The 24,858-nt window shown below is 49.4% G+C and carries 23 protein-coding genes and 1 riboswitch; of the genes, 9 read left to right on the forward strand and 14 right to left on the reverse strand.

Going from position 1 to position 24,858, the window contains the following annotated elements; all coding sequences use genetic code 11:
* Window positions 1–36: 36 nt before the first annotated feature.
* On the reverse strand, window positions 37–651 hold the full coding sequence (locus N7386_RS00575) for a hypothetical protein (RefSeq protein WP_279766742.1): 615 nt from the start codon (window positions 649–651) through the stop codon (window positions 37–39).
* A 331-nt stretch (window positions 652–982) separates the two neighbouring features.
* Here N7386_RS00575 and N7386_RS00580 point away from each other — a divergent pair, with 331 nt between their 5' ends.
* A complete protein-coding gene (locus N7386_RS00580) occupies window positions 983–1,603 on the forward strand; it encodes an MliC family protein (protein ID WP_089066645.1) in 621 nt (206 codons plus the stop codon).
* 2 nt (window positions 1,604–1,605) lie between these two features.
* Here N7386_RS00580 and N7386_RS00585 read toward each other — a convergent pair whose 3' ends face one another.
* Window positions 1,606–2,595, reverse strand: a complete 990-nt coding sequence (locus N7386_RS00585; RefSeq protein WP_126512233.1) for a DUF481 domain-containing protein — start codon at window positions 2,593–2,595, stop codon at window positions 1,606–1,608.
* A gap of 123 nt (window positions 2,596–2,718) precedes the next feature.
* Window positions 2,719–3,339, reverse strand: coding sequence for a DUF3157 family protein (locus tag N7386_RS00590; RefSeq protein ID WP_109286633.1), 621 nt, complete (start codon window positions 3,337–3,339; stop codon window positions 2,719–2,721).
* Window positions 3,340–3,531: 192 nt separating this feature from the next.
* Between N7386_RS00590 and N7386_RS00595 the strand changes: the two genes are divergently transcribed.
* The gene (locus N7386_RS00595) at window positions 3,532–3,912 is read left to right on the forward strand and encodes a DUF1090 domain-containing protein (RefSeq protein ID WP_126512234.1); all 381 of its coding nucleotides are present in this window, start codon (window positions 3,532–3,534) and stop codon (window positions 3,910–3,912) included.
* Between the two features lie 232 nt (window positions 3,913–4,144).
* On the forward strand, window positions 4,145–5,413 hold the full coding sequence (locus tag N7386_RS00600) for a mechanosensitive ion channel domain-containing protein (protein ID WP_011620950.1): 1,269 nt from the start codon (window positions 4,145–4,147) through the stop codon (window positions 5,411–5,413).
* Here the strand turns inward: N7386_RS00600 and N7386_RS00605 are convergent.
* Both N7386_RS00605 and N7386_RS00610 read right to left on the reverse strand, forming a co-directional pair.
* A complete protein-coding gene (locus N7386_RS00605) occupies window positions 5,410–6,033 on the reverse strand; it encodes a LysE family translocator (protein WP_279766743.1) in 624 nt (207 codons plus the stop codon). The two genes, N7386_RS00600 and N7386_RS00605, sit on opposite strands and share 4 nt — an antisense overlap.
* Before the next feature lie 25 nt (window positions 6,034–6,058).
* Window positions 6,059–6,619 (reverse strand): lysophospholipid acyltransferase family protein, encoded by a 561-nt coding sequence (locus tag N7386_RS00610; RefSeq protein ID WP_086902887.1) that lies wholly within the window; start codon window positions 6,617–6,619, stop codon window positions 6,059–6,061.
* Window positions 6,620–6,748: 129 nt separating this feature from the next.
* Here N7386_RS00610 and N7386_RS00615 point away from each other — a divergent pair, with 129 nt between their 5' ends.
* Window positions 6,749–7,198, forward strand: a complete 450-nt coding sequence (locus N7386_RS00615) for a nuclear transport factor 2 family protein (RefSeq protein WP_086902886.1) — start codon at window positions 6,749–6,751, stop codon at window positions 7,196–7,198.
* A 23-nt stretch (window positions 7,199–7,221) separates the two neighbouring features.
* On the opposite strand, the gene N7386_RS00620 is transcribed toward N7386_RS00615, so the two are convergent.
* Together N7386_RS00620 and N7386_RS00625 are read right to left on the reverse strand one after the other, a co-directional pair.
* Window positions 7,222–8,022 carry an NRDE family protein gene (locus N7386_RS00620; RefSeq protein ID WP_086902885.1) on the reverse strand — a complete coding sequence of 267 codons (801 nt, stop codon included), beginning with the start codon at window positions 8,020–8,022 and terminating at the stop codon, window positions 7,222–7,224.
* A gap of 63 nt (window positions 8,023–8,085) precedes the next feature.
* Window positions 8,086–9,723 carry a metal transporter gene (locus tag N7386_RS00625; protein ID WP_279766744.1) on the reverse strand — a complete coding sequence of 546 codons (1,638 nt, stop codon included), beginning with the start codon at window positions 9,721–9,723 and terminating at the stop codon, window positions 8,086–8,088.
* A gap of 293 nt (window positions 9,724–10,016) precedes the next feature.
* Here N7386_RS00625 and N7386_RS00630 point away from each other — a divergent pair, with 293 nt between their 5' ends.
* Window positions 10,017–10,610, forward strand: coding sequence for a YhgN family NAAT transporter (locus tag N7386_RS00630; protein WP_089066652.1), 594 nt, complete (start codon window positions 10,017–10,019; stop codon window positions 10,608–10,610).
* Window positions 10,611–10,906: 296 nt separating this feature from the next.
* Window positions 10,907–13,714: an immune inhibitor A domain-containing protein gene (locus N7386_RS00635; protein ID WP_279766745.1), complete on the forward strand. Its 2,808-nt coding sequence runs from the start codon at window positions 10,907–10,909 to the stop codon at window positions 13,712–13,714.
* A gap of 55 nt (window positions 13,715–13,769) precedes the next feature.
* On the opposite strand, the gene N7386_RS00640 is transcribed toward N7386_RS00635, so the two are convergent.
* On the reverse strand, window positions 13,770–14,339 hold the full coding sequence (locus N7386_RS00640) for a chorismate lyase (protein WP_086902881.1): 570 nt from the start codon (window positions 14,337–14,339) through the stop codon (window positions 13,770–13,772).
* Between the two features lie 101 nt (window positions 14,340–14,440).
* On the opposite strand from N7386_RS00640, the gene N7386_RS00645 reads away from it, so the two are divergent.
* Window positions 14,441–14,851 carry a flagellar basal body-associated protein FliL gene (locus N7386_RS00645; protein WP_279766746.1) on the forward strand — a complete coding sequence of 137 codons (411 nt, stop codon included), beginning with the start codon at window positions 14,441–14,443 and terminating at the stop codon, window positions 14,849–14,851.
* Window positions 14,852–14,911: 60 nt separating this feature from the next.
* On the forward strand, window positions 14,912–16,006 hold the full coding sequence (gene rlmF / locus N7386_RS00650; protein ID WP_279766747.1) for a 23S rRNA (adenine(1618)-N(6))-methyltransferase RlmF: 1,095 nt from the start codon (window positions 14,912–14,914) through the stop codon (window positions 16,004–16,006).
* A 43-nt stretch (window positions 16,007–16,049) separates the two neighbouring features.
* Here the strand turns inward: rlmF and N7386_RS00655 are convergent, their stop codons facing one another.
* From N7386_RS00655 to moeA, 4 genes are read right to left on the reverse strand one after another with little or no spacing between them, the layout of a single operon-like run.
* Window positions 16,050–16,346: a DUF333 domain-containing protein gene (locus tag N7386_RS00655; RefSeq protein ID WP_279766748.1), complete on the reverse strand. Its 297-nt coding sequence runs from the start codon at window positions 16,344–16,346 to the stop codon at window positions 16,050–16,052.
* A gap of 25 nt (window positions 16,347–16,371) precedes the next feature.
* Window positions 16,372–17,034 carry a Bax inhibitor-1 family protein gene (locus N7386_RS00660; protein ID WP_279766749.1) on the reverse strand — a complete coding sequence of 221 codons (663 nt, stop codon included), beginning with the start codon at window positions 17,032–17,034 and terminating at the stop codon, window positions 16,372–16,374.
* A gap of 54 nt (window positions 17,035–17,088) precedes the next feature.
* Window positions 17,089–17,850 carry a molybdopterin-synthase adenylyltransferase MoeB gene (gene moeB, locus N7386_RS00665; RefSeq protein ID WP_088212691.1) on the reverse strand — a complete coding sequence of 254 codons (762 nt, stop codon included), beginning with the start codon at window positions 17,848–17,850 and terminating at the stop codon, window positions 17,089–17,091.
* Between the two features lie 11 nt (window positions 17,851–17,861).
* Window positions 17,862–19,115, reverse strand: a complete 1,254-nt coding sequence (gene moeA / locus N7386_RS00670; RefSeq protein ID WP_279766750.1) for a molybdopterin molybdotransferase MoeA — start codon at window positions 19,113–19,115, stop codon at window positions 17,862–17,864.
* Between the two features lie 328 nt (window positions 19,116–19,443).
* On the opposite strand from moeA, the gene ftnA reads away from it, so the two are divergent.
* Window positions 19,444–19,980 carry a non-heme ferritin gene (gene ftnA / locus N7386_RS00675; protein WP_011620966.1) on the forward strand — a complete coding sequence of 179 codons (537 nt, stop codon included), beginning with the start codon at window positions 19,444–19,446 and terminating at the stop codon, window positions 19,978–19,980.
* A gap of 75 nt (window positions 19,981–20,055) precedes the next feature.
* Here ftnA and N7386_RS00680 read toward each other — a convergent pair whose 3' ends face one another.
* Window positions 20,056–23,289 carry an EAL domain-containing protein gene (locus N7386_RS00680; protein WP_279766751.1) on the reverse strand — a complete coding sequence of 1,078 codons (3,234 nt, stop codon included), beginning with the start codon at window positions 23,287–23,289 and terminating at the stop codon, window positions 20,056–20,058.
* A gap of 363 nt (window positions 23,290–23,652) precedes the next feature.
* On the reverse strand, window positions 23,653–24,306 hold the full coding sequence (gene ribB / locus N7386_RS00685) for a 3,4-dihydroxy-2-butanone-4-phosphate synthase (RefSeq protein WP_279766752.1): 654 nt from the start codon (window positions 24,304–24,306) through the stop codon (window positions 23,653–23,655).
* Window positions 24,307–24,518: 212 nt separating this feature from the next.
* A riboswitch (FMN riboswitch) is annotated at window positions 24,519–24,753 on the reverse strand.
* Window positions 24,754–24,858 lie beyond the last annotated feature (105 nt).

The following is a 24,858-nucleotide window of genomic DNA, read 5'->3' on the forward strand; positions in this document are numbered from 1 at the left end:
ATAACCGATAATTTACCTTTAAGTGCTAAAAATGGCTTAAGGTGCCAATACGGCGGTGCCATTTTTAATCGCGTTTTGCGCCAGTTCGTAAACCTGCTTCTCGGCCACATCGACTAACGCTTGGTGCTCTTCGCCGAGTTGTTCCATCTCTTTGCCCATCACATCCATCGATGCGCTTAGGCTTTCAATTTGCGCGTTAACCTCAGCATCTTTTTCCCCGGAGGCGATATTGGCGACGAGTTTGCTGGTTTCGGCGCTGATGGCATCGCCCTTAACCTGCATTTGTTCTCCCAGACGCTGCATCTTATCTCCTTGGATTTGCATTGGGCTTACGGCCTCTTTCACCTGATTAACGAGAGCCGGATCGGTAATCACATAGCGGTTTCCGCCAGTCTTAACCCACAGATAGTCCGTTTGATACGCATTACCTTGGCGTTTGAGTTTGTTCCAATCTTGGCTCTCACCCGCGCCGATAGTGAGCTCACCATCTTGACGCACATAAATCCACGAAAAGTCAGGATAATTGCGGCTATTGATCGAGATTTGGGTGTCGCTAGATGACTTGGTGCTTGCCTGCTGTGCTGCCCAAATCCCACAGGGGATAAGTGCGAGAATCAATAAACCGCCGAATATTTTGGTGTGAGTGTTCATAATGCTTCCTTGTATAGGGATAAGTGTGATGACCTACTGGCTAGGCAGAATATGTGCCAACTAAATATTCGTTATTTATCAATTAAATAAAAATCCGTGTCCGCTTGATAAGCCTAAAGTGTCCGCACTTTGGCTGTTAATGTGTCCGCGCGATTGTCCGTTGAGTGGACACTCTTGGGATAACGTCTGTGGCTGCACTACACTTATTCGGGTTTATGAAATGTAGAGCTGCTATTGAGGGGTATTTTGCTTAAGTCAGCTTAGGTTAAGCCGAGATAGGGTTAGCTATGGACAAGAGATCGCTCGGGGTCCAGATAAAGGGAATGAAACAATGAAATTAACTAAGATAATCAATATGCAAACCGCTGCAGTGGCGGGACTTTTCGCCATGACGCTAGGCACGCCTGCGATGGCTGCAGAAAAACCGTCCTTTGATTGCAGCAAAGTGCGCGCCGGCAGTATCGAGGAGCTGGTGTGTCAGGATGAGGGCTTAATTAAGCTCGATCAACAACTTGCCGAGGTGTATACCAAGGCCACGGAAAAAGCCCAAAACGAACAACCGCCCACCCTCAAAGCCATGCAGCGAGGTTGGGTGAAGGGGCGTGATGAGTGTTGGAAGAGCGAAGATAAACGCGCCTGTGTTGAATCGACTTACCAGACGCGGATTGCCGAGTTACAGGCGCAGTATCGTTTGGTGGAAATGACAGGCCCGGTGTTTTATGCCTGCGATGGCAACCCCGCCAATGAGGTGGTGGTCAGTTACTTTAAGACTGAACCTGCCACGTTAATTGCCGAGCGTGGCGATCAAACGTCCTTGATGTTTGTTCAGCCCAGCGGCAGCGGTGCTAAGTATCAGGGCCGAAATGAGAGTCTATGGGAACACCATGGCGAAGCCAAAATCGTCTGGGGATACGAAGCGCCCGAGATGACCTGCGTAGTAAAGCCCCAATAAGCCTAGAAGTTGACTCCCAGACCTAGGGTGTAGGAGATATCCCGCGAGTGCTGCACAGTCGATTTAGTCTCATTGATGTCGTATTTGAATGAGAGGTAAATCTGCTGTGTCAGCAGATATTTAAGTCCAAATGTGGAGTCCGAAATATATTCAATGGTGGGAATATCGGGGAAGGCGATTTGCAGATCCGCATAGGTTTCTAACACGCCGTCGAACCAATACTGCTTGTAGTTGATGGTTGCAGCCCAAGCGTTTAGCTCATAGGTAAATACTTGATAATCTAGCCAGAAATGGTTGTAAGTAAGCACAAAGTCGAGCTTGTCGCGGTTGACACCCCAGAAACGATAACCGGGACCTATGGCCGCATAGTAACTGCGAATATCGAGTTCGAGGTTCTCCTCCCTAAAGTAATCCTCCTGACGCACTAACCAATGGTCACTGATCAAGTAGTCGACGCTGTAATGGGCTTCGAGGGTATTACGTTTGGTGGTTTTTTCTTCGGTCTCGTAGCGGACTTCACTCTTTAAATTATGGCGCCACTTTAAGGTTTCGGCGGTTACATCGCCCTTGGCATGCAGCTTTTGGGTGTTTTTGCTGTTATCTGTGACATCTATCGCCGCCTCGGCACTGCCGCTGTAGCGCCATTCTGACTGGTTTAGGGTCTCGGAATAGATTAATTCACTGATGGGTATTTGCCGTTGATTGACTATCACAAAGCTCTCTAAGTCAGAGGCTTGGATCGTGACTTCCTCTATCGAGCGGTTGATGCTCCAGTGCTGTGACTCACGGGTTTCAAAGCTGCGAACCGCGCTGCGTTCGATAGTGATTTTAGGGGCGTAGCTGGGCTTAATCACTAGATTCTGTTCGTCTAGCGCTTTAATTTCACCTGTGATTTTATCGCCATTGGTAAGAAACACAGTATCGGCAATCGCCGGATGGCTCAGGGCACAGAGCAAGAGGGCAAGGCTGAGATTGAGGTCGCGTTTGGGCATCTTGCATCTGGCTCACATGGGAAATTAAGGCCTGGTGGAGAGTCTAGCTTATCCTGCCCACCACAGCCGAGTGAGATGGCAAGGAATTGAAACTCATGCTCAATTCCTTACCCGTATCTTTCATTAGCGTGAATTAATCTCAGTGATTTTGAGGTTGAGCAGTTGTTTTTGCCAACGGCTTTTATCGACACCTTCAACCCAAATGACCGGACTTTTACGCTGCTCGCCTTTACGTAGGTAAGTTTCTGGCATGCGGAAAATCGCTTCCCAGACGTCGAGCTTCTCGGTTTTGAGCAGGGTGCCATCGTCGGCAAAGAAACTGGTTTCCACTTCAACTAAGGTCACATGTTCACCGCTGGTGCTGGCAAGCTCGAAGGTCAGGCCGAGTTTATCGCCCTTCCATTGACTCTCACTGAAGGTGACTTTAATGCCATCTTTAGCTGTAGAGCCTAAGAGCTCAGGGCGCGCAATGGCGTTCGCCGTTAGCGTGGTGACAGGTTGGGCAGCTTCAACGGCCACAGGGGTTGAAGCTACGGCTGCAACGCTGGGCGCGGCTGCAACTGTGGCTACCGCAGGCGCTTCGGCGACTTTAGTCTCTGTGATGATATATTCCCAAGTGAAGTCATCTTTCAATCTGACTTGAGCGCCATTCTCTAGGGTGATGGTCGCCACATCGGCAGCCATCACAGATGAAGAGAGCAACAATAATGAGCTGAGCGCGCTGAGGCGAAATGAACTGGGCATGGTTTCTGGCTCCGATATCCGTCTGAGTCAATATTTTGCCCTAACATAAACAATTTACTGCCATTAAGTCACTGTCTAAGTCGCATTTGTACCAATAAAATCGATTTTAAATCCCGACAATACAGCTTGTGCTTGTTGGCTGTGGCACTATCAACCCAAGAGCAGCATTTAAGTCCGCTAAAGGAGATTGCCATGTTTTGTCGATATGGATGTTTAATCGCATTATTGTGTAGCGGGATTGCCACCGCGGAGGATGCGCCCAAGGGCTGCGGAGCAAAATTGGCGGCAATTGAGGCACAGCTTATTGAGGCTAAAGCGGCGGGAAATCAAAATAAGGTCAATGGATTAACAACAGCACTGGAGGCGGTTGTCGCCGATTGTGAGGATGACGCCCTATACGCCGAGCGCTTAGCTAAGGTCGAGGCCAAACAGGCTAAATTAGTCGAGCGCCAAAATGAACTCAGCGAAGCCATCGCTAGTGGCCAGTCTATGGAGAAGATCAGCAGAAAACGCCAAAAGGTTGCAGAGGCGCAGGCTGAGCTGCATCAAGCCGAGGCCGAATTAGAGCAATAACGGCAGTAAAACCGAGCCGAAAGGGAGCCATTGTCGACTCATGCGGCATTTTACATAGATACGCCCTTTGAGCACTGGGTCTCGGATGCTAAAATCGTTTTAAAAATATATGGTTGTGAAATATTTGTTGCACAGATGCCGCAGTCGCACGTCATGTGCTCGCAACCTTGAGCCCTTATCTTGGCATGGCTGACCTGGGCAGATAACCCAGCCGTTTTTCTAGGAGTAGATTGTGGATCAAGAAATTCGCCTTCAAATCTCGAACTGGTTATCGAGTATCGGGATCGACAGCCAACCATCCGACGGCATATCGACCAGCATTATGCTGCTTGCCTGTGTGCTGGTGGCGGCCATCGCCTATTTTATTATGCGCCGCGGGGTGATCCGTGCGGTCAACATGGTAATCCTGCGCTCCAAAGCAACGTGGGACGACGTATTTATGCGTTACCGGGTGCTGGAAAAGTTGGCAATGTTAGTGCCTGCTATCGTGCTAAACCTGCTGGTGCCAATCACCTTAACCGAGCATCCCGTTCTCAGCAGTTTGGTCGACCGTCTATTGAGTATTTGGTTGGTGATCCTGATGATCCGCGCCATTTACGCAGGGCTCGATGCGGTTAATGAGATTTCCGATGTCAATTTGGTCAGCCGCCGCTTGCCGGTAAAAAGCTTTGTGCAGCTGATTAAACTGTTCCTGTTCTTTGTCGGTCTGATCGTGTCGATTTCCGTACTGGCGGATCAATCACCCGTGTACTTCCTCAGCGGTTTAGGTGTGGCAACGGGTTTTGTGATGTTAGTGTTCCGCGACACCATTTTAGGCTTCGTGGCGGGGATCCAGTTGGCGGCTAACCGTATGGTCAGCAAAGGCGACTGGATCCAGATGGACAAGTACGGCGCCGACGGTGCGGTAGAGGAAGTGTCCTTAACTACGGTCAAAGTGCGTAACTGGGACAAGACCATCACTATGATCCCCGCCTATGCCTTAGTGTCGGATGCGTTTCGTAACTGGCGTGGTATGTCGGAATCCGGTGGTCGCCGTATCAAGCGTGCGGTCAATATCGATATCAACAGCATTAAGTTTTTAACCGAGGAAGAGCGTAGTCGACTCAGTAAAATCAATTGCTTGAAGGAGTATTTCCCAGCCAAAATCAGCGAGATCCAAGAGTCGAATGCCAAAGTGTCGGATCTGGATATGAAGGTCAATGGCCGCCATCTGACCAACGTTGGCACCTTCCGCGCCTATTTGCAGGAGTACCTGCAACGCCATGATAAAGTGCACAAAGATATGACCCTGATGGTGCGCCAACTGGCTCCTACGACCGAAGGTTTGCCGATTGAGATTTATATCTTTACCAATGATACACGTTGGGCTTTTTATGAGGCGATACAAGCGGATATCTTCGACCATATCTTTGCCGTGTTGCCCGAATTTGGTTTGCAAGCCTTCCAAGCGCCAACGGGCAACGATATCCGCAGTCTAAAATCGGTGAAAGTCGAGGGCTAATCCCGACTGACTAAGATGGCGGCGAGGGTGAGAAACACGCCGCCGCTGGTACGGTCAAACCAATGCAGTTTGTTGCTGGTCTTTAGGCTCGGGGCCAGCACATTGGCCATAGAGGCGTACAGCATTACAAAGCTAAAATCGACCAGCGCCCAAGTGAGGGCAAGAATCGTCAGTTGCGGCATTTGTGGGGCGGTTAAATCGATAAATTGTGGAAATAACGCCGCAAAAAACAGTAAGTCCTTAGGATTGCTGATCCCCACTAAAAATGCCTGTTTATAGAGTTGTTTAGCAGTCCCTTTTCCTTCGGTTTTCGTCACTTCCAGCTTTTGCCCCTGCGACTTGGTGAGCACGAGTTTAATGCCCAAAAACACCAGATAGGCGGCGCCGCACCATTTGAGCAAGCTAAAGCCGTATTCCGAGGCGCTGATAATGGCGCCCAATCCTGCCGCCGAAGCCGCCATCAGCACCAGCGCGGCGCTGACACTGCCAAGCCCTGTGGCTATGCTACGTTTTTTGCCGAAATGAATGCCGTGGGACATAGATAACATAGCGATAGGCCCGGGGGAAATCCCAATCAAAACAATCGGAAAAAGATAGAGTAACCAAGTTTCGGTCTGCATGTTTTACTCCGTAATTCCTCAAGCATTAACGTCTGTTGTCTGGCGTATAGTCGGGGATCGTTTTGGGATGACGCCCTTTAATGCTGCGGTAAAAACGGAGGATTTCCGCCATATCTTGCTCTATTTCTTTTGGTTGCAGTGGCGGTTGGATCACCACAGCCTTACGGGCAAAGTCTAAGCCCACTGGCACTATGGGTACCTGCGCCTTGGAGGCGATATGGTAGAAGCCGCATTTCCAGCGGGTCACTGGGCTGCGAGTACCTTCGGGGGCGAGCGCGAGTTTATAGTCGGGCTGAGTGGCAAACAACTGCACGGCAGCATCGACTAAATTATTGTTTTTACGCCTATCCACAGGGCTGCCACCGATAGCGCGGAAGAACCAACCCCAAGGCGGAATAAACAACTGATGCTTACCGAGGAAGTGTATACGGGTGTTTAAGGCGCCGCGGGCGAGCACGCCGATGATAAAGTCCCAGTTACTGGTGTGTGGTGCAACAATCACAATGTATTTGGCCTGAGAGGGTAACTGCCCTTGGATTTGCCAGCCTGAAATTTTGAGTAGCCAGCGGCATAAATGTGTAAACATAATTTGGTGCTCAGAGTCGAAAAATGAATAATATCATCAGCTTTTTTTAATTATAAATCGGCTTTGACAAGATAGTCTGCGCCAATTTGGTTATAGTACAGTCTAACCTGATAGTTGGGGAGCGATACTATGTTGCGACAGGGATTGATGAAAAAACACATTTTACAGTGCCTCGCGGTACTGATGTTGCTGTTTGTCGGGCAGGTGAGTGCGGTGCCGACGGATGACATTGCCCAAATGCTAAAAGGTCAGGAAGATGCGTGGAATCGCGGCGATCTTGACGCTTACATGCAGGGTTATTGGAAGAGCGAACAGCTTAGATTTGTCTCTAATGGAAAGTTTCGTTACGGCTGGGATGAAACCCTTGCCGCCTACAAGAAAAACTATCCGAATAAAGAGGCTTTAGGTGAGCTTAAGTTCACCATTAAAGAAATCAAAATGCTTAGTAACTACGCAGCTATGGTAGTTGGGCGCTGGGATTTAAAGCGGCAAAAGGATGCGCCCACGGGGGTGTTTACCCTGCTGGTGGAAAAAATTGATGACCGCTGGGTGATCACTATGGACCACAGTTCGGACTGATAAACTGATCTCGGACTAGCAAGCTAAAAGTGGGCGAGACAGTCCGGCTCTTTAGGTAATTGCGACGGCAGGGTAAAGTGGAAATCCTGCTGTCCCAGTCGTCGGCCCTTACCGTCATATCTTACCTCGGTAAACTGGACTTCCCCTTGGGCATTTTGCAGTAAAATGCTAGTGGAGCGGGTGCCATAGTCGGGGTGACGAATATAAATTGCCGCGAGTCGGCGTTCCCACTCTAGCCCGACGCCAGTGTCGGGGAGCTCGTTATCCTCTGGTCGCGAATCATCCTGCATCAACTGAATGAGCGACTCCAGCTCAAGCGGTCCTGATTGTTGGATGAGGGCCTCTAGCGAGCGTTGACCTTTAGCCATTTTCGGCCAGATATCATCGAGCGCGCCATTGCTTATGGCGTGGAATCCTGCCGTGAGTTTTACCGTTTCTTGCTTAAGACTATTAAAGCAATAGAGATTAGTGCCTTGGCCAAATACGAGGTTAAATGGCCGATAATCTTCGGCGTGCTCCTCAAGCCAATTTGGGCAGATAAGCGAACCCGAGCTTAAGGCTTTAATGATCAGCTCGCCGCGGCTGCGCATTGGCTCTTGGGACTTTTGCGCCACCCTCAAGTTAGTGACTCCCGCAATTTGCCCCTGTTTATTCACCCCAAACCAAGTGCCCCCTGCCTGCAAATCTTTGCCCGCGAGCATATTTTGCTCCGGTGGCCAAAATTGTGCTGGTGCTGTGGGTCTGTGGTGAAACTCATCCCGATTGGCGCAAATGATCAGCGGATACTGGGGATGAGTTTTAAGGGCGACAAAGAGTATGCACATAACAGGCTAAATTTATCCTAGGAGTAGGATTAACTTAGCCTGTCTGTGATCAAATGAACAGTGCTAGTGATGGTGCTTATTGGCATCGCTATGGCTGTGGCCGCCACTCTGATGTGAATGAGAGTGTGTATGGCTGTGACTATGGGCGCTTTCTGCTGCCGAGGCATGCGCGTGTGCATGGTCATGGCCGTGCTTATGACCATGGGTAGCCGGTTTTAACATCATCAAGCGGCGTAAGAACTTACGTGGCCCTAGGCGCAGTAAGCTCGCGGCAAATAAGCCTGATAGAACCAGCAAGGCGGCCAAGTTAATCGCCTCAGGCAAGGTGATTAAAGAGAACCACATAGGTAACCTGATAGCGGCAACGAGTGCGACGGCAATTATCGCCAGTAAAACACCGCGCTGTGGCCAGCTCATGAGTTTAAGTTGGGCGATGTTCAGTACGGGCGCTGCAATCAGAGGCAGTATGATGGCAATAGGGCTCCAGCCGCTGTAGGCGAGGGCAATCGACAGTACTGCTGCACCTAAATTACAGAAGCGCATAGGTAAAAACACCAACAAGAGTACGGCAATCTGCAACATAGGATTGCTTAACGGTACCGAAGGATGGCCGATCAGATTGACTAGCACTAGGCTGAGGAGCACCCAAGGGGCACTGCGATCAACCAGATGGGCAAAGCCAAAGCGCAGCGCATTGTTGGGCAACTTGCTGTGGGGATCGGTTATCTCGACCCGAGCATGAGCCAGATAAGCACTCATAATAAACACCACGAGTAGTTGGAATAATGCCAGCCAAGGGCCAAGCAGTAGCGCGGTGAGCACAAGCGCCTCTGGGCCCGCTAAGCGTTGGAACCAACGGCGAGCGAGGCTGTTATCCTGCGGAGTTAACCCTAGTTGGAATCGCAGCGCGGCCGCGGCATAGCTGAGTAAAAGTACCGGAGCTATGGTCATTAACCAAGTGGTTAGCTGTTCGGTACTGTGATCGTGGTGGGCATGTTCATGGCCGCCAGAATCCATCAGTAACAGCACCATCAACAATCCAATCCCCAGTAAACTGCCGATACCAGCCTGATATTCATACTGGCCTTGCTTATCGGTATCGTGTTGACCATGGGGTTGATGCAGCACAACGTGCAGGATTGAACCTGTTACAAAGGCTTGTAAATAAAAGGTATTATCTAAACTGAGTTGGGATAATAATTGCTCGCCCGCGAAATAACCCACGCCTGTGAGCAGCATCATGGCGACTAATACCAAACTCGCCCAACGGGTGCCGACTTGAGGTTTGAGTAACCACCAAATGGCGAGACCTACGGGCAGGCGATGCAATATCACCCCGAGCGCTAATAGGCTGGAATTGCCATCTTGCTGCGCCAGCACCATAGCGCCGCCATCTGTGATGGTATGCAGTAAAAGACCGCCAATCCCGAGTGATAGGGTGAGATTATGGGTGATCTCTGAGTAGCGATGGAATAAGCGTTCGCTGGCGGTCGGTCCCCAGAGGCCGAGGACGACAAAGACGATGGCCAATAGGCCGCCATGCTCGAGCAATTCAGGCAAAATATGGATCAGCACTAGCCCGCCTAAAGAGACGAAGATAAAGCCATCGAGTCCCTTCTGTAAGCCGCTGCCCGATGAAAAGTAGCGATAAAACAGTGGCCCGATTAATAGTGCGATACAGCTAGCGAGAAGATAGAGCATGGATTCCACGAATTTTGCTGAAAAAACGCCATAGTATACCAGTTGTAATCAAAATGAGCAGCGACTTACTGGCAATTTACTAAAGTGACATTTACCTCTCATTGCAGGCGCAGAAATCCATTTAATGCTTGAGGGCATAATCTCAGTGCGCTTGGTATTTGTCGGAGGGAAATTGACAATGGCATGCTGGCTTAGGGCCATCATTAGGAATTTTATAGATAATTTTTCACATCTGTAACGCGAAAAAGTTATACAATATCGGCTCATGTTGGCTTGGGTGTTGATAACGTTAAATGGATATATTTTCTGCTGCGGTAATGTTGTTTTTGATCATGGATCCCCTCGGTAATTTACCGATTTTTGCGTCGATTTTAAGGCATATCGACCCGAAAAAACGTCGTAGGGTTTTGATCCGCGAGCTGATTTTCGCATTATTGATCATGTTGGCCTTTCTGTATGCCGGCGAAGCCATCCTCAGTTTCTTAAATCTGCGTTCCGAGTCAGTCAGTATTGCTGGCGGGATTATTCTATTCCTGATCGCCATTCGAATGATTTTCCCTCAGCCGGGCGGTGTGGTGGGTCTTGCGGCGGGAGAGGAACCCTTTATCGTCCCTATGGCCATTCCGTTGATGGCGGGGCCATCGATTCTGGCTGCGCTTATTTTACTCGCGCACACCGACAGCACTCGCATGGGTGACTGGACGATAGCGCTAGTGTCTGCGTGGGGCGCGAGTGCGGTTATCCTAATGTTCTATAAGCTCTTTACTCGGATGTTGGGTGAAAAAGGCTTAACGGCAGTTGAGCGCTTGATGGGGATGGTACTGGTGATGATATCAGTGCAAATGTTCCTCGATGGGGTTTCAAACTATATGAAAACCGCCAGCTAAACCCAGCTCTGTTTTGCAAGAACCGCATTGACGCCCGTTAATGCGGTTTTTTTATGCCTAAGGGGCGATGAGGCCTGTTTGCTGAATAACGGCTGACAAAACATAAAAAGAATCCCATCCCTGAATGTATCAAGTTGTTACGTAAAAGTAGTCCTGATATGTTTTTACATCCCTCGAAAAGTGGGGAGGGTATTCAAGATAGCGAGCCGCTAAAAACAAACTTGCCATAGAGCAAATAGGCACTAGCCTTAGAAAATAGCTTGGCTACAGCGCACATTGTGACGGAAGGAAGAGTAATGCGAAGTTCAAAAAGTATCACAGCGTTAGGATTGATGTTGGCCTTGCTGAGTGGCGCTAGTATTGCGGCGCCCAATCATACGCCAGCGGATGCAGGGGTCATTAATAAAGAAAGGATCCTTTATTGGTTGATCAAGCGGGGCGAAGTCTCCGCAGATGCCAGCGACAGCGTTAAGCAAGCGGCCGTTGAAGCCTATATTGCCCGTGCCAGCCTAGCCCAGCCCAAAGATCCGAGAATGGTGGTTGAAGCCGAGCATGACAGGCTGCAAAAAGTGAAGTCGACGGCGATGATGCGCGCGCCTGCACAGCGGGTGTTAGCGGATGCTGACGTGACCAAAACGGTGAAGGTATTAACCGTACTGATTGATTTTCCTGATTTAAAATATAACAACAATGGTTTAACGGCGAGTGATACCGACATGTATTACTCAAGTTACCCTGCGTCTCACTATAAAAATTTACTCTTCTCCACCACTGGCTTTACGGGTCCGCAAAACCAGAATTTAGACTCGGCCTATCAGTATTACCAAGCGGTTTCAGGCAAGACCTTCTTCTTCACGGGCGATGTTAAAGGTTGGTACACCGCAAGCCAAAATGCCGATTACTATGGCGCGAATGATGCCGATACGGGTAGCGATGCCCATGTGACTGAGCTGGTTAAAGAGGCGGTGAGCCAAGCGGTAGCCAATATGTCTGCGGCGGAACTCGCAACCTATGATATTGAAGATCCATACGATTTAAATGATAACGGCAATCTAAACGAGCCCGATGGCATTATTGACCATGTGATGATTTTCCACTCGAGTATTGGGGAAGAAACAGGGGGCGGTAAATTAGGGGACAACGCGATTTGGTCGCACCGTTATTATGTTGACCAGAGCACGCAAGGTTATAGCCTACCTGGGTCGACCAAAAAACTCTTCGGTTACACCATTCAACCAATCGATGCGGCGACTGGGGTCTGTACCCATGAGTTTGGCCACGATCTGGGCTTGCCCGATGAATATGACACTATGGATAACACCAATAAAGATGGTTCTCCCGTGGGCGCTTGGTCTTTAATGTCTTCGGGTAGTTGGACGGGGGCCATCCCTGGTACTAAACCTAGCGGTTTTAGCCCCTACGCGCGCTCCTATTTACAGGAAAAATATAAAGGTAAATGGCTGAATGAGCGTGAAATCAGCTTAGACAGTATTCCTAAATCTGGCATGGAAGTGACACTGAATCAGGCGTCAAATCAAGACGTAGTAAACCAGATATCGATTCCTCTCCCAGCAGCACCTATAGCCTTTAAAGCACCCTATCAAGGGAGTTACCAGTACTATTCGGGCCAAGGAGATATGCTGAGCAATAGCATGAGCTTTACGGCAAACTTGCCGGCGACGAGTGATAAACTCACGCTTGCCATGCAGGCGAGTTGGGAAATTGAAGCCGACTACGACTATATGCAGGTCAAAGTGAACGGTGTGGCGATTGCGGGCAATTACACTAAGTCCGTCAACGCGATTAACAGTGCTCGACATATTATTACGGGTAAATCATCGAGTATTTCGACAGCAGTAGGCAGTGATGCTTGGGTGGGGTTGGAATATGATTTATCAGCCTACGCTGGTAAAGCTGTGACGATTGAGTTTACCTATGTGACCGATGAGGCCGCTATCGAGTCGGGAATCACTATCGACAACATTAGTATCAAACAAGGTGCAACTGAGCTGTATGCCGATAATGCCGAGGTTGCGGGTAAGGCCACTCTGGCAGGTTACAGCCGGATCACCAACACGCGCCCAGGTGCAGCATCCCGCTATTTAATCCAACTACGCAGTCACAATGGTGTGGATGCCGGATTAAAGAATGAAGGTTTTGATCCCGGCGTACTCCTGTGGCTAGAGGATTTTAGTTACTACGATAACAACGTGTCTGATCATCCTGGCCATAGTTTGATTGGGGTGATTGATGCGGATCAGAATATGATTGGTACTAATTCTACCGATGTGCAAATCCGTGATGCGGCCTTTAGTACGGTAAGACAAACGGCATATCTTGGCGACACTAATCTTGAGCCTGTGAGCCTGTTTGACGATAGTTTCGATTACAGTGCGCCGCTCCAACCTCAGTCGGGGATGGTGCTGCAAAGGCTGGGCTTGACGATGCAAGTGGTCTCTCAAGCCAGTGATAACAGCACAGCGGTGATCCGTTTAGCCAATGCGAATGCCGATCCTGCGTTAACGCCCTTAACCGCGACAATCAATCTGAGTCAAAGTGGCTTAACTGCGACTGTGGCTGCTGTGGTTGATGGTGGCGAAGGCGCATACACTTATGCTTGGGATTTTGGTGTTGCGGGAGCGACCAGCACTTCAGCGTCGGCGACTTATACCTACGCAAATGCAGGAACCTATACGCTGACCTTAACGGTAACCGATGCCAAAGGCACAATCGCAACTGCCACGAAAACGCTTGTGGTGAGCTTGCCCTTAACCGCTGGTTTTAGTGCCAGTGCCAACCAGCTCACGGTGAACTTTAGCAACACCTCGGCAGGTGGCGTTGGTAGCCTAAGTTATACATGGAACTTTGGCGATGGCACCTCAAGCACTTCGGTATCGCCAACCCACACTTACACTCGCGCGGGCACTTACACTGTCACGCTGACGGTGAAAGATACTCAAAACGCTACTGCAAGCAGCAGCTCAAGCGTTACCGTGACGGTACCAACGACGCCAACTGAAACGTCGAGTGGCGGCGGTGGTAGCCTTAGCTGGCTGAGTCTGATGTTGCTCGGTGGTTTTGCGTGGCGTCGCCAGCGTCAATAAGCGGATGTGTTAACGAAAATGCCTCTGATATAGAGGCATTTTTTTAGCTTAGAGGTTAGGGTTGTAGCCTGGCCATAGCTTGTACTGCGGCTGGGAGGAACATTTCGCTGACAAACATTTCCTCCTCGTCATGGTGAAAATATCGGCGGCGTCCCCAGAGCTCGTGTTCGACGTTTTGCGCTAAGCTTTGAGCGAGTTGGGCGAGGCGACTGTCGGTGGTAAAGCGGGCGATTTCGATGCGACCGGGCACAAAACTGTCTTGGCTAAACAATAATTCGCCCAGTGGACGTGTACCTAGGCCTAAAAAATCGGCTTGGCGGGTCGATAGTAAAGACTGCGGGATCAAGGTTCTAGCAAATACCCAAGGCACGGAATCGAGGCAGAGTAGCACTTCTCGCACCCAAACGGCGTTTTGCTTGGGGTATTCGCCTTCGAGCGGCGCACATTGGCCTTCACCGAGGATTTTGACTTCGAACTTATCACAACAGCCCTTGAGCTTTTGTGTCAGGCTTCCCGGTGCCAGTAACCATTCTTTAAGGGGAGATGAGGGAAGATTTTTGGCGTTATCGGCACAAAACCATTGAATAGATTCGCCATAGGGGAAGCTTAAGCTGGTCACATTCATTAAATACTCGTTACAATATAAGCAAACGTCGGCAGTCTAACAGATAGATTGGGAAGTTTCTTCCATTGACCATTATTGTTTTTAGGGAGCTGTAAACCGCGATGAAAAAATTATTATCAGCCAGCCTGATCTTATTCAGTGTTGTATTGAGTGCATATGCGGCCGACGAGAAAGAAGCGACTCCCGCAGGGGATTACGCTTACTACGGTTTCGAACCCGAAATCGTGACTAACTATATTTCAAACCGCAAAAAACTGGGGTTTGTGAAGATCAGTGTCGAGCTGATGGTAAAAAATCCCGATGATCTCGTCATCGTCGAGCGCCATGATCCGCTGCTGCGCGCCGCGATTATTGAAGTGCTGGGTAATCAGGCCGAAGAAAAGATTAAGTCCCTCACTGGCCGTGAAGAAATCCGCCGTGAGTGCTTCGATATGGTGAATAATCTGCTGGCCAAAGAGGCGGGTAAACCCTTAGTGGTCAACCTACTGTTTACCTCCTATCTTTACGATTAATTCCGCCAATATGTTTGAGGGCTGATCTTTGGATTAGCCCGCCCTTGTTGATAAGTCATTATGCCTAAACCCGCCACTAAAACTGCCGCCAAACCCGCGATGTCATCCGCAGGTAAACGGGGCAAGCCAAGCACGCCAAAATCGCTAGCTAAACGTCAAACCACCAAATCTAAAACGGCGACTAAGCTCAAGGCGAAGCATGGCGAGAAGAAGCGCTTACATCCGCGTAATTTGCACATTAATGGTTATGACTTTCCGGCCCTGATGGCGAGTTATCCCAAGCTAAAAGCCTTTGTTCGGCCCACGCCCTATGGCGACTTGTCTATCGATTTTGCCGACCCCTTGGCGGTGAAAACTCTGAATGCGGCTCTCTTGCAACATCATTATGGGCTGGCATTTTGGGATATTCCCAAGGGCGCGCTGTGCCCGCCAATTCCAGGGCGGGTCGACTATCTGCATTACTTGGCTGATCTGTTATTTGAGGGCGGCAAAGTTAAGCGCGCAGCGGCAATCAGTGCCTTAGATATAGGCACTGGGGCGAATGGCGTTTATGCCATCCTAGGGCATCAAGTGTATGACTGGCAGTTTGTTGCCTCGGATATTAATCCTCAGTCGCTTACCAATGTGCAGCGGATTATCGACAATAACCCGAGTTTGCAGGGGCACTTATCCTTAAGGCGGCAGCAGGATGACAAGGCGGTCTTTAAGGGGATTATTCAAGCCTCAGATCGCTTCGAGTTAACCCTGTGCAATCCTCCCTTTCATGGCTCGTTAAAAGAAGCGAGTGAAGGCTCGCTGCGCAAGGTGCGTAATCTGCAACTTAATCGTGGTGAGCAGCCTAAAGCGACCAGCGCGACCTTAAACTTTGGTGGTCAGGCGGCGGAGTTATGGTGCCAAGGGGGAGAAAAACAATTTTTAGCTACTATGATCCGCGAGAGCCAAGTATTTGCCGAGCAGTGTTTGTGGTTTACCAGCTTAGTGTCGAAGCAGGAGAATCTAAAGCCCTGTTATCAGGCTTTGGAAAAGTTAGGTGTCGATACCGTTAAAACCATGGAGATGCAGCAGGGCAATAAGGTCACTCGGGTGCTCGCATGGAGTTTCCATTCGCAGGCTAAACGTTTGCAGTGGCGAAATCAGATAGTTAGCGGGACATAAAACAACAGGCGCCGAGAGCGCCTGTGTTTTTAGTCAGCCTCAATTACTGGGCTTTTTCCTGTGGATGGTCGCGGCGAAATAGCGCCCACTCATCAATTTTTTCACCGCTTGGCAAAGTACAGACACCCTGCTCGCCTTCAGCAGTCTTTTGGATTTCCGAAGTGCCGCCCAGTGAGATGCAATATTCGGCGGCTGGATTGGCGATTTTCACTTTAGTCGCTGCTTTAGCTTCAGTTTTTACTTCGGCTGGCGCTTGGGTTGCAGGCTCGGTTTTGTCGCCGCAGCCAGCTAAGCTGCCGCACATAATCAGGCCGATTAACAGTGGTGATGTTAACTTCATGCTGTTTTCCTTGTCGTTGAGTGACTTATTTACGTCCTAAAATCCGTAGGATACGCAGAAATAGGTTGATGATATCCATGTATAACGCGGCGGCGCTGTCGACGGCATTATCGACGGTTTTAGGGATCTGATTCGCGCGTCCCCAGTCGTAGCCAATATAGCCGCAGAAAATAACCACAACTATCCAGTCTAAAATACCGTGATGGGTATTAAAGATAAATATTTCAATCAGTTCAACTACTATCACCAGCAAGAGCGCCATAGTCAGCACCCCAGCAATTTTTTGGAAGAAGGCCGGGAATAGCGTCCCCAAACACATCATGGCGATAGTCACTAGGCCCGTTATCCGAATCGCTTCGGTCACCAGCTCGGGGTCGTACTGGCTGACGACCATATTAATGATCAAACCGAAGGGCACGACCACAAAGTTGTAGCCGATAAAGCTGACGAGGGGATTGCTCGAACTTTGAAATAAGTAAATCCCAAAGAAACAGGAGGCGAAATAACCGATAAAGAAAATCCACGGGTTAACGCTGGCAATCGCTTCGGGGTCGATATGGCTGACCATCATATAGTTCACGGCAAAACCCCAAAGCAGGGTTAAGCCAATCACTAAATTATAAAGTCCCGCCCCTATGATAGTGTCATCGGTTGTACGGCGGTCGAATACGCTGTTTTCAGAATCCATTGATTTTTATATCCTTAATTGTAGAAAGCGTGCTAAGTGGTGAAGGTTACTCTGTTACTCACCACAAATCTTGCAGTGGGGTTGTTTAGGGAGTTTCATTTCGCGAAATTCCATGGTCATGGCATCGATCATCAAGATTCGTCCGGCGAGTGTTTTGCCCATTCCCGCAATAACTTTAATGGCTTCGACGGCCTGTAAGCAGCCGACCATGCCCACTACGGGGGCGAGAATGCCCGACTCGACACAGCTGAGTTGTTGCTCGCCGAAAAGTGAACTAAAGCAATGATAACAAGGTGTTTGTGCTTGATAGTCGAAGACGGTAACCATGCCTTCCATACGAATCGCGGCGGCTGAGACCAGCGGGATCTTGTGCTTAAAACAGCTTTGATTTAACTGCTCACGCACACTGACATTATCGGTGCAATCGACCACGATACTGTGGCTGGCGACTAAGGCATCGATCTCATGGTCATCCAATACCGCATTAATGGTATTGATTTTAACGTGGGGATTGAGCCGATTAAGGCTCTGTTTGGCCGACTCGACCTTAGGTTGGCCGATAGTGGCATCCTGGTGCAGCACTTGGCGCTGCAGGTTAGAGAGTTCGACTGTATCGAAATCCACTAAAGTTAGCTCGCCAATGCCTGCAACGGTTAGATATTGCCCCGCCGCGCAGCCTAAACCGCCGGCGCCAATCATCAAGACTTTGGCGAGTTTTAAGCGCTCTTGGCCATCGATATCCATCGCTTTGATTGAGATTTGGCGACTGTAGCGGGTGAGTTCGCCGTCGCTGAGGATCTCTAGTTGTTCATTCATCGAGGCGTACCTTAGCAGAGCACTGAATTAAAAGGTTCAACCGTCACTTGCGTGCCCACAGGGGTATCACCTTGGAATTGCTCCAGCAGCACGAAACAATTCGCCAGACTCATAGAGGTCAACATGCCCGAACCTTGGCTGCCCGTGATGGCCACTTCCAATTCGCCCTGTGCATTGCGGGATAAAATGCCGCGCTGATACTCGACTCGGCCGGGCTGTTTACGCACTGGGGTTGTCAGGGTGGCGGATAGCATCAGTGGCGCTTTTGGGGTTAAGCCCTGCATCTTATTCAGAATAGGCCACACCAACTTGTAGAAGGTCACCATGGAAGACACAGGATTGCCCGGTAAGCCGCAGAATACCGCCTTGCCTATACGTCCCATGGCGAAGGGTTTACCCGGTTTAATCGCGAGTTTCCAGAAGGTGATTTTGCCTTCTTCATCAAGTATTTGTTTGGTGAAGTCAGCTTCACCGACCGAGACGCCGCCCGAGGTTAACACCATATCCGCTTGGCTTGCGGCATGGCGAAATGCATGGCGAATCGCCTCTGGGTCGTCGGCTATCACACCTAAATCCAGCCATTCCACATTGGCACGGCTGAGTAAACCTTGGATGGAATAACGGTTCGAATCGTAAATTTGTCCTGGCGCTAAGTCACTGCCGACGGGGCGTAGTTCATCACCTGTGGAGAAAAACGCCACCTTGAGTTGGCGGTATACCCGCACCTGACTCACGCCAATGGTGGCTAATACGCCCAGTTCTGCGGCTTTAATTTCGATGCCCGCTTTCAGCACTTTAGTGCCTTGCAGCAATTCCTCACCACGGCAGCGAACATTGGCGCCCTTAGCTTTAGGGTGATTAATTTGAATTTGGTTGCCCTGTGCTTGAGTCTCTTCCTGCATTTGCACTGTGTCATAACCCGCTGGCACCGGCGCGCCCGTCATAATGCGCACGCAGGAGTGAGGGGTGATTTCACCTTCAAAACCATGGCCCGCGAAGGAACTGCCAATCAGTGTCAGCGTGGTTTGATTGGTGTCAGTCGCTAAATCGGCAAAGCGAAAGGCGTAGCCGTCCATCGAAGAGTTATCGAAGGGCGGTAAATCGATACAAGAGGCCAAATCCTCCGCTAAAACGCGGCCAAGCGCGTGGGGAAGAGTAACGACTTCTGTGTCTGACACTGGGCTAACCTGCTCAAGCAGAAGGGGAATGGCTTGATCTGGATGCATTAAGCTAGGTTGCGAACAAGGATCGGCTTTCACGGACATCGGGTCTTCCTTATGGGCAAAAGATTGGGCAAATATGGGGGCTATTATGCCATGCTGTGCTTGCTTGGCTATGATCTGCATAGGAGTTTATGTGATTTGTCAGACAGTTTCCCCCTTAAGTGTTGCCTAAGGTGAATCCTTCTACTCTGTGATTTTGCACTACAGTTCAGGCGGCGCTAAACGCGAGTCGATGAACAAATGAAAATCATTTTTATCAACTAATCATTAACTTAGCTCAATAAACAAAGGTAAATTTTGTTGCTTTTGGTGACGCCCTTCATGACAATGTGTGCCAAGATTTCAGTTCGAATGCCCAAGAGGATTAACTATGCTGTCTGCAACCATGATCGAAAAGTTGAATGAACAAATTAATATGGAGTTCTTCTCCTCTAATTTATACCTGCAAATGAGTGCATGGTGTGAAGATCAAGGCTTTGAAGGCGCAGCAAAATTTATGCGCGAACATGCGGATGAAGAGATGGGCCATATGCGTCGTTTGTTCACTTATGTGAGCGAAACCGGCGGCTTACCGCTACTGGGTGCAATTGAAGCGCCGCAGTCGCAGTTTGATTCGCTGCTGGCGTTATTCGAACTGACCTATGAACACGAGCAACTGATCACTAGTAAGATCAATGCCTTGGCTCATGCTGCCTTTTCAAACCAAGATTATTCGACCTTCAATTTCCTGCAATGGTATGTGGCCGAGCAGCACGAAGAAGAAAAGCTGTTTAAGTCGATTGTCGATAAGATCCGTTTAGTGGGCGAAGATGGTAAAGCACTGTTCTTTATCGATAAAGATTTAGCTAAGTTGGCATCAAAGGGCGGTGAGAGCATTATGAACCCCCAAAGCCAGCCACAGGCCTAAGCGCCATTGTGATGATAAAAAAGCAGCCTAGGCTGCTTTTTTATTGGCGATCATTCAGCTTAATGAGCCTTTATATCAACTGTTTACGCATTTCTCACGCTGCTCTAAGTGCAACATTTTCGGCAAGGTCTGGCCGAGTAATGGGGTTATTTCATCGAATGGCAGCGGTTTCGAAAGTAAATAGCCTTGTGCATAGTGGCAACCTAAGTCACGCAAAAACTGCCATTGGGCCTCGGTTTCGATTCCTTCGGCGACAAGCTCCATCTCAAGACTTTGCCCCATCATCACAATGGCCTTGACCAGATTGGCGTTAGAGCAGTTTTCGAGGGCGTGCTCGACAAAGCTGCGGTCAATCTTGATCACCGAAATCGGGAATTTTTTCAAATAACTCAAGGATGAATAGCCAGTGCCAAAGTCATCGATATAAATCTGTGAGCCTAAGTGACGGATGGATTCAAGGGTGCTTAAGCAGTGGCTGGCATCGCCCATCAGCATGCTCTCAGTGATCTCGATATGCACGTTTCTAGGATTGATATGGTGACGGTTAAAGCATTCCTGCAGCACTTGGTCGAAGCCAATACCCCGGGTGTTTATGCACTGACGGCTGGAAACGTTGATGGCGACATTCAGGTTGAGCCCCATATGTTGCCATTGTCTTAAATCGTGCATAGCTTGGTTGAGCACCCATTCGCCCATAGGTTCGATAAGCCCAGTCTCTTCGGCGATAGCGATAAATTGGTCTGGCGGGATCAGCCCTAAGTCGGGATCTTGCCAGCGGATCAGCGCCTCAACGCTGCAGATTTGCCCCGTCTTCATATCGACAATCGGTTGATAAAAGAGGGTAAATTCATCCTGTGCCACGGCGCGGCGCAGTCGTTGTTCCAGCTCCATGCGGGCAAACATGGCTTGGTTCATGCCCGAGGTAAAGTACTTAAAGTTATTCCGCCCAGCATCCTTGGCCTGATACATGGCCATCTCAGTATTGCGGGTCAGCGAACTCACATCGAGCCCGTCCTCGGGGTAGACGCCGATGCCGAAGCTGGCCGAGATCTGGATTTCCCGCTCATTTAAGTTAAAGGGCGCGGCTAAGGTTTCAATGATCCGGCTTGCCATATGCTCAATCGCGAACTCATTGGTGACGCGGGGGAGAATAAGCACAAATTCGTCGCCACCGATGCGGGCGACAAAGTCGTTCTTACCGGCAATATTTTCCAGCCGCTTAGCCACGTCTTGCAACAAGAGATCGCCCGTCGCATGGCCTTGTACATCATTGATATATTTGAATTGGTCTAAGTCGATCAGCAGAATCGCCAGCTTGCGGGAGTCGTGTTGGGCGAGTTGGATTTCATGCTGCAGGCGCTCGTTAAACAGCTTACGGTTGGGGAGACCAGTTAAGGTGTCGAAGTTTGCCTGATACCAGAGGTCTTGTTCGTATTGCTTGCGCTTACTGATATCCATAAATAAACCAATATGTTGGATTATTTCGCCCTGTTCATTACGCACCACAGTAATGGCGAGGTACTCGGGATACACTTGGCCATCTTTGCGCTTATTCCAGATTTCGCCTTCCCATTTGCCATCTTTATGCAGCGCTTCCCACATGGCGGTGTAGTAATGATGCGGGTGGCGATTCGAGCTTAAAATTGAGGGGCTGCGGCCTTTAACTTCTTCGAGACTATAGCCGGTGATCTGGCTAAAGGCCGGGTTAATCAACTCGATATGGTTATCGGCATCCGTGACCATAATGCCTTCGGCAGAATAGTTAAATACGGCGGCGGCGCGGCTTAGGGCATGGTTGGCCTTTTGGCGCTCGCTGATCATCCGATTCATGGCTTGTGCCATGCGAGCCAACTCGTCGGTGCCAGAGGCATCGATATTGATATTGAGCAGCGGATCGGCGGCCATTTGCTGCATATCATTGGCAATCTTAGTGATTTTGACCATAAAGCTGCGGATGATTTTGCGGCCGAGCCAGAGGGTAATTGCCGCGGTAAAAATCGCGGAGAATAGATATAACCCTAGCAAACTGAGTGACTTAGTCTGCTCAACCTCGCTCTGATGCGCCATTTTTTCGGTGATTTCATCACTGATGGCGTGCAACTTATTGATCCTATCACTGGTGAGTGACCACCAGTGCTTGCTGCTGACGGGATGTGGCGGCATAAGCAATTTATTGATGGCGGCACTTAGATCCTGATCATCCACTTGGATAAGGGCGCTGATTTCTTCGAGTGAGAGCTGTTGATGCTTCAACTGCTGCAACTGGGTCATGCAGAATTGGTATTGATCTATGCTGTCCTCGATGGTTTTTACCGCAGGCTTAAGCTCAGGAATATTGCGGATCTCATGGTTTAACTCGTCGAGATTCAGCTGAATAATCGATAGCGCCTTAGTAAATCGTTCCAGCGCGGCACTGTTTCCCTTAATCAAATAGTCTTGAAAACTGTCAATCAAGCCACCGTAGCCTAAATGGGCATTGATATTTTGCACTAAGGTGCTGACGCGGATTTGCTGTTCGATGCGTTGGCTTATCTTGAGGATACGCAGGTTTTCGGGGGAGGTTTGTACCTTGCGGATTAAGGATTGACGGTCGGAAATCGAGGCATTGCTCGCATGTTCAACTGCTTGGCCATATTCGTACATTATGGTGCTGATCGCGCGGTAGTCGTTAATGCTCAGCGTCTGCGACTGTAACATCCGATTAATTGCATCGCGCTCTTTTACCGCCAGCTGTTGCACCATGAGTATGTTGAGCAAATCCGTGTAGGCCCTAGATTGGCTGATATTGCTGGTTTGTAGCTGTAATTGCTGGATAAGTTTGACCAATTCAGTGTTGAACTGGTTGTATAAATCGATAAATGCCTTGGGATGTTGGTCTAAAGCCTCTTGGCGACCCGAAGCCAGCTTATGGCTCAGCAGTGTTAGGGTATTGAGTTGCTCCTGCAACTGCACGGCGGCGAGTTGATTGCGACCCAATGCGGACATCAAGTTGCTTAAGGCTGAGCCGTTGAGCAGGGTGTCTAAGGCATTGGATGTAATCTGTTGCTGCTGTAGGAGGCGAGTTTCTTCTTGGGGGAGCGCGGGGGCAGAAAGCTGGGCGCTGAGGCCATATTCGTTATGCAGTTGGTAGAGTAGTTCGGTGGTTTGGGCGGTCGCTTGGATTGCCAGATGATTCTGATTGGCGGAGCGATATTCCTTCACTAGCACATACATCCGCGACAACACAAAAATACTCATCATCAGCAAAGGTAGCAGTGAAAACAGAATCAACTTCTGCTTCAGGCTGAGATGCTGTAGCGTGGATGGCATGTAAACTTACTCCTACTTTTGCCTGGTTGGAGACATAAAAAATCAAGGCATAACCTTGATGTGTTGAAAGCGAAAAAAACCAGACACTGGGTGTGGATATTTAACATAGAAGCAAGAGGGTCGCGACCCCTAGTTTATGGATATCTAATCTAGCTCACGAAATTCAGTTATTTATTATATATAACTAACATACTATTTTTATTAGTGTATTTACTCACCTAGCAAACAAATAAATTGCCTGTCTGTGATATCCGATGGGATTTGATACAAAAGCTAAGATTTTGTGCCAAGGATAATCGGCAAATAAAAAAGGACGTGGGCAGGGCCGACGTCCTTTAAATCGAATTCCGCTTGTGGGGTTAATTAGCCAACGTTGGCTAATAACGACTTACGGTAAATGACGATATCTTCAATCGTCAGCACTGGCATATTGTGCGCTGCACCAAAGGCGATAATTTCTGGCAGACGCGCCATAGTGCCATCGGGATTGGTGACTTCGCATAACACGCCCGCAGGCTTGAGGCCGGCCAGTTGCATTAAATCGATAGTGCCTTCGGTATGGCCACGGCGAGTTAATACGCCGCCGGGTTGGGCGCGCAGTGGGTACACATGGCCTGGGCGAGCTAAATCGCTCGGCTTAGCATTGTCGGCGATAGCAGCTTTAATGGTGGTGACGCGGTCCGCGGCCGAAACGCCAGTGGTGACTCCCACTTTGGCTTCGATACTCACAGTAAACGCGGTGCCATATTGGCTCGAGTTGTTTTCGACCATAGGGGGCAGCTCGAGGGCTTTGACCTTTTCATCCGGTAAACACAAACACACGATACCGCTGCATTCGCGGATTAGCATGGCCATTTGCGCATTGGTCAGTGACTCGGCGGCAAAAATTAAGTCGCCTTCGTTTTCTCTATCTTCGTCATCGACGACCAACACACCTTGGCCTTGGCGCAGGGCTTCAAGACCCGCTTCAACGCGTTCGATAGCAGTACCAAAAGGAGCAAGTAAAGACTGATTCATGGTTAATATCCTTTAAAAATACGACATGGGAATTTCCAGAATCAGGGCGTGCAGAAATACAGCCTTTACCCCAAAGGGGATTGAGCTGTAGCAATAGACCCATTTAAGCTCAGAGGCTTACGTAGGCTAATTGCAAAATATGAGGCTAACATTCAGATGGCGATGGCTTTCGCTCATTGGCTGAAACGAAGCGCCTGCATCCTAATGTTGTCTTACATTCTCTTCCATCCGGACTCAGTACCGTTGCTATGATGGCAAACAGTCCATTACCGTCGGCTCTGGAATAGTAGCGCTCGATAGGCGTTAACCAAAACGAGACAAGCTAAGTCACCAGATCTGCTGACCCCGAAATTGCATTCGGGCGCTCGCGGGCTTTAGTGGGAGTGAAAACGGCTCACGACACTATTTACCGCCGGTGGGGAGTTTCACCCCGCCCTGAGAATTGTTGTTAGGCCTTAGCCTAAAAACGCGGTTATGTTGCGCCTATTTAGTTGGAATGGCAATAAAATCGCGCCATAAATTGGGCAATGTTTGCGCAAGCGCACAACTGGC

It is taken from the genome of Shewanella sp. GD04112, assembly GCF_029835735.1.
In the GTDB taxonomy this organism is placed as follows: domain Bacteria; phylum Pseudomonadota; class Gammaproteobacteria; order Enterobacterales; family Shewanellaceae; genus Shewanella.

What these genes read in the sequence shown, in the direction of transcription:
- N7386_RS00575 (WP_279766742.1), bottom strand. Translation starts at nt 651, where the DNA reads ATGAACACTCACACCAAAATATTCGGCGGTTTATTGATTCTCGCACTT.
- N7386_RS00580 (WP_089066645.1), top strand. Translation starts at nt 983, where the DNA reads ATGAAATTAACTAAGATAATCAATATGCAAACCGCTGCAGTGGCGGGA.
- N7386_RS00585 (WP_126512233.1), bottom strand. Translation starts at nt 2,595, where the DNA reads ATGCCCAAACGCGACCTCAATCTCAGCCTTGCCCTCTTGCTCTGTGCC.
- N7386_RS00590 (WP_109286633.1), bottom strand. Translation starts at nt 3,339, where the DNA reads ATGCCCAGTTCATTTCGCCTCAGCGCGCTCAGCTCATTATTGTTGCTC.
- N7386_RS00595 (WP_126512234.1), top strand. Translation starts at nt 3,532, where the DNA reads ATGTTTTGTCGATATGGATGTTTAATCGCATTATTGTGTAGCGGGATT.
- N7386_RS00605 (WP_279766743.1), bottom strand. Translation starts at nt 6,033, where the DNA reads ATGCAGACCGAAACTTGGTTACTCTATCTTTTTCCGATTGTTTTGATT.
- N7386_RS00610 (WP_086902887.1), bottom strand. Translation starts at nt 6,619, where the DNA reads ATGTTTACACATTTATGCCGCTGGCTACTCAAAATTTCAGGCTGGCAA.
- N7386_RS00615 (WP_086902886.1), top strand. Translation starts at nt 6,749, where the DNA reads ATGTTGCGACAGGGATTGATGAAAAAACACATTTTACAGTGCCTCGCG.
- N7386_RS00620 (WP_086902885.1), bottom strand. Translation starts at nt 8,022, where the DNA reads ATGTGCATACTCTTTGTCGCCCTTAAAACTCATCCCCAGTATCCGCTG.
- N7386_RS00625 (WP_279766744.1), bottom strand. Translation starts at nt 9,723, where the DNA reads ATGCTCTATCTTCTCGCTAGCTGTATCGCACTATTAATCGGGCCACTG.
- N7386_RS00630 (WP_089066652.1), top strand. Translation starts at nt 10,017, where the DNA reads ATGGATATATTTTCTGCTGCGGTAATGTTGTTTTTGATCATGGATCCC.
- N7386_RS00635 (WP_279766745.1), top strand. Translation starts at nt 10,907, where the DNA reads ATGCGAAGTTCAAAAAGTATCACAGCGTTAGGATTGATGTTGGCCTTG.
- N7386_RS00640 (WP_086902881.1), bottom strand. Translation starts at nt 14,339, where the DNA reads ATGAATGTGACCAGCTTAAGCTTCCCCTATGGCGAATCTATTCAATGG.
- N7386_RS00645 (WP_279766746.1), top strand. Translation starts at nt 14,441, where the DNA reads ATGAAAAAATTATTATCAGCCAGCCTGATCTTATTCAGTGTTGTATTG.
- rlmF (WP_279766747.1), top strand. Translation starts at nt 14,912, where the DNA reads ATGCCTAAACCCGCCACTAAAACTGCCGCCAAACCCGCGATGTCATCC.
- N7386_RS00655 (WP_279766748.1), bottom strand. Translation starts at nt 16,346, where the DNA reads ATGAAGTTAACATCACCACTGTTAATCGGCCTGATTATGTGCGGCAGC.
- N7386_RS00660 (WP_279766749.1), bottom strand. Translation starts at nt 17,034, where the DNA reads ATGGATTCTGAAAACAGCGTATTCGACCGCCGTACAACCGATGACACT.
- moeB (WP_088212691.1), bottom strand. Translation starts at nt 17,850, where the DNA reads ATGAATGAACAACTAGAGATCCTCAGCGACGGCGAACTCACCCGCTAC.
- moeA (WP_279766750.1), bottom strand. Translation starts at nt 19,115, where the DNA reads ATGTCCGTGAAAGCCGATCCTTGTTCGCAACCTAGCTTAATGCATCCA.
- ftnA (WP_011620966.1), top strand. Translation starts at nt 19,444, where the DNA reads ATGCTGTCTGCAACCATGATCGAAAAGTTGAATGAACAAATTAATATG.
- N7386_RS00680 (WP_279766751.1), bottom strand. Translation starts at nt 23,289, where the DNA reads ATGCCATCCACGCTACAGCATCTCAGCCTGAAGCAGAAGTTGATTCTG.
- ribB (WP_279766752.1), bottom strand. Translation starts at nt 24,306, where the DNA reads ATGAATCAGTCTTTACTTGCTCCTTTTGGTACTGCTATCGAACGCGTT.